Below are 3,007 nucleotides of genomic sequence, written 5' to 3'. Positions count from 1 at the left end.
ACGATGGCTTGCTTGATCACCGTTGGCCTCCTAAACCCTGTGAACGGTGATCCTTCGCCCCGACCGCGCCCGGCCGACAGGGCACAAAGGCTCTACGTCCACGAGCAGGATGGCCGCGATTCGATCGTGGGCTCAGCGGCGGGGAAACAGGCCGTGGGTGGCGGCTGGCGATTCTCGCACCGTGTGTTCTGACGTGCGCGCACGCCGGTGCCCCCAGTCGGACTCGAACCGACACTGTGCGGATTTTAAGTCCGCTGCCTCTGCCAATTGGGCTATGGGGGCTCGGCGGCGAATGTAGCGCGCCGGGGCCGAAGCCGGGACATCGCGTCGGTCTCGAAATAGGCGAAATTCGCAAGATGCGCCGCGAGATCGCCTCGGCTAAGATCCGCGCCCCCGCCGCTTAACCACGGTTTTCCTTTAGGTAACAGATGACACCGCTATGTCGGCCAACGGGGAAGTGTTAAAACTGTCGACCTCATCGTTAAAAAGCCGTAAACGGCTGTAACCCTGCCCCTTTCGGCCGGGAACGTGGAGTCGGGGGTCGTTAGTGTTACGCCAACGCACAGGGGCCGTTACGCGAACACTCAGGGTCGATCCACCGCATGGGGGTCGGCCGTTCCGAACAGTAGGGAGCAATCGATGGCATTTTTGACGACACAGACAGAAGAGATGCTAGCTGCGGAGGCGTTGCTATCGGGCATCAACACCAACCTGGCGGCGCAGAACGCGGGCGCCGCGCCGGCGACGACAGCGATCATCCCCGCGGGCGCCGACCCGGTGTCAGCTCAGCAAGCGGCCATCTTCACGGCGTACGGCACCCAGTACCAGGCGATCGCCAGCGAGGCCCAGACGCTGCTGGAACAGTATGCGCAAACGCTGGGCATCAGCTCCGGTAGCTACACAAACACCGAGGCCGTCAACGCGGCCCAATCCGGTATTCAAGCTCTCGATTCGATAAACCCCAGCGCGTCTGCGGGCACAACGGGCTCCAACCCGCTCGACGTCCTCCAGTGGCTCCTCGGCGGCACCGGCAACTACAGCGGCGGCCTCGGTGGACCCTTCAGCCTGTCGGGTAACGGAGCCAATATCGGCAACATCGGCTTCGGCAACTGGGCCTCGGCCGGTTCCGACCTGCTGGGTCTGGCCGGTGGCGGTTTGCTGGACACCTCCGCCGCCGACGCAGCGGGTTCGGCCGCCGACGCCGCTGGCCTCGCCGACAGCACGGCGCCGATGGCCGGCGGCATGGGCATGGGCGGTGTAGGCGCGCTGCCTGCCGCAGGCCTAGGCCAGGCAACCATGGTCGGCAAGCTGTCCGTGCCGCCGACCTGGGCCGGTCCGGCCACCCCCCTGGTCGGTACCAGCGCCGCACCGCTGCAGACCGTGGGCTGGACCGCTGCCGCACCGCAGGCCGGTACGGGAACGATCATCCCGGGCATGCCGGGAATGGGCGCGGCTGCGCGCAACAGCGCCGGCTTCGGTGCGCCGCGCTACGGCGTCAAGCCGATCGTCATGCCGAAACCGGCAACCGTTTAGCCCTTCGGTCAATCCCCACAGACTTCGAATTCCAAAAGACAAAAGGAGCAGGAAACACAATGGTTCTTGACTTTGCAGCAATTCCCCCGGAGATCACCTCCTCGCTCATCTACTCCGGCGCGGGCTCGGCGCCGCTCATGGCAGCCGCCACGGCGTACGCCAACCTCGGTGCCGAGATCAGCACGACGGCGACCCAGTGGGAGTCGATCATCTCGCTGCTGACCAGCGAGCAGTGGACGGGAGGTGGCTCGGCAGCGGCAGCGGCAGCGGCCCAGCCCATCATCACCTACCTGACCGAAACGGCCGCGACACTGGAGCAGGCCAGCGCCCAGGCCATGGCGTCGGCCGCAGCGTTCGATGCGGTGTACGCGGCGGTGGTGCCGCCACCGGTCGTCGTGGCGAATAGAACGCTGCAAGCTTCGTTGTTGCCATTGGCCATTCTCCCTGGCGTCGCCGCCGAGATCGCCGCGTTGGACGCGGAGTACGCCGAGATGTGGGCCCAAGACGCCGCCGCAATGGCGGCGTACCAGGCGGCCTCGCTCGCCGCCGGGGTGCTGACCCCCGTGACGCCGCTGACGTCGACCACCAATCCGGCGGCGGCCGCCGCGATCGACAACAGCGCCGTTGCCTTCGACGCCACGAACGGCACGGGACAGGGGCTGGCAAACGCTCTGAGTATCCCGGGCTACACACCCCCGCCGATTCCGAGCAGCGCGGGCCTACTGCAGTCGATCGACGGATTCCTCGGCACCCCGTCGGTGTTCAACAGCATCAACGGCGCCGTCAACACCGCAGCATGGTGGGTCTGCAACACCATCCCGACGGCGGTCTCCCTGGGGCACACCTTGGGTTCCGTCCCGTCGATCCCGTTCGCCCTCACCGACTCCGTCACGCCGCTCGCCGGTGGAATGGTGCAGGGCACCATGGTGGGCTCGGTGTCGGGTGCGGGGGCGTCGGCCGCGCTGGGCGAGGCCTCCGCGGTCGGCGGGCTGTCCGTGCCGGCCGGCTGGAATGCGGCCGCCCCGGCGTCGTTGGCATCCTCCACCGCTCCCCTCGAGGGCTCGGGGTGGACGGCGGCGGCCGAGGCCGAACCGGTTACGGCAATGCCCGGCATGCCGGGGATGGCCGCGGCCGCCAAGGGCGCCGGCGCCTACGGTTCCGGACCGCGGTACGGCTTCAAGCCGATCGTCATGCCCAAGCAGGTTGTCGTCTGATGCCGGGGATACCGGTACGGGAAATAAGGGGGTCCATGTCACCCGTTTGAGGCGATCAGTTAACCGGCAGGCCGTAATCTATCCATAACGCGGCCACCACCGCATCAATTAGAACTGTTAAGACTTCGACACTGAAGGCTTGAAGGAAAAGGAGAAAGCAACATGGCAACACGTTTCATGACTGACCCGCACGAAATGCGGGCGATGGCGGGCCGCTTCGAGGTGCACGCCCAGACGGTTGAGGACGAGGCTCGCAAGAT

Annotated in this window: 2 protein-coding genes, 1 tRNA gene and 1 pseudogene; 3 read left to right on the top strand and 1 reads right to left on the bottom strand. The window is 66.5% G+C overall.

The window, feature by feature from the left end; genetic code table 11:
- Positions 1-208: 208 nt before the first annotated feature.
- Positions 209-282: transfer RNA gene (locus A5711_RS14455), tRNA-Leu, on the bottom strand.
- 357 nt (positions 283-639) lie between these two features.
- Here A5711_RS14455 and A5711_RS14450 point away from each other — a divergent pair.
- From A5711_RS14450 to A5711_RS14440, 3 genes and pseudogenes are all read left to right on the top strand, one after another.
- Positions 640-1,533 (top strand): PE domain-containing protein, encoded by an 894-nt coding sequence (locus A5711_RS14450; RefSeq protein WP_067947592.1) that lies wholly within the window; start codon positions 640-642, stop codon positions 1,531-1,533.
- A 59-nt stretch (positions 1,534-1,592) separates the two neighbouring features.
- Positions 1,593-2,747: a PPE domain-containing protein gene (locus tag A5711_RS14445; protein ID WP_067947590.1), complete on the top strand. Its 1,155-nt coding sequence runs from the start codon at positions 1,593-1,595 to the stop codon at positions 2,745-2,747.
- Positions 2,748-2,909: 162 nt separating this feature from the next.
- A pseudogene (locus tag A5711_RS14440) lies at positions 2,910-3,007 on the top strand (WXG100 family type VII secretion target); the annotation flags it as partial.

The sequence above is a fragment of the Mycobacterium sp. E2238 genome (genome assembly GCF_001672665.1).
Classification (GTDB): Bacteria; Actinomycetota; Actinomycetes; order Mycobacteriales; family Mycobacteriaceae; genus Mycobacterium.
The sequence above is the reverse complement of the archived record's forward strand: the minus strand, read 5'-3'. Positions and strand labels throughout refer to the sequence as shown.

Coding starts and splice junctions, on each gene's coding strand:
- A5711_RS14450 (WP_067947592.1), top strand. CDS start 640: ATGGCATTTTTGACGACACAGACAGAAGAGATGCTAGCTGCGGAGGCG.
- A5711_RS14445 (WP_067947590.1), top strand. CDS start 1,593: ATGGTTCTTGACTTTGCAGCAATTCCCCCGGAGATCACCTCCTCGCTC.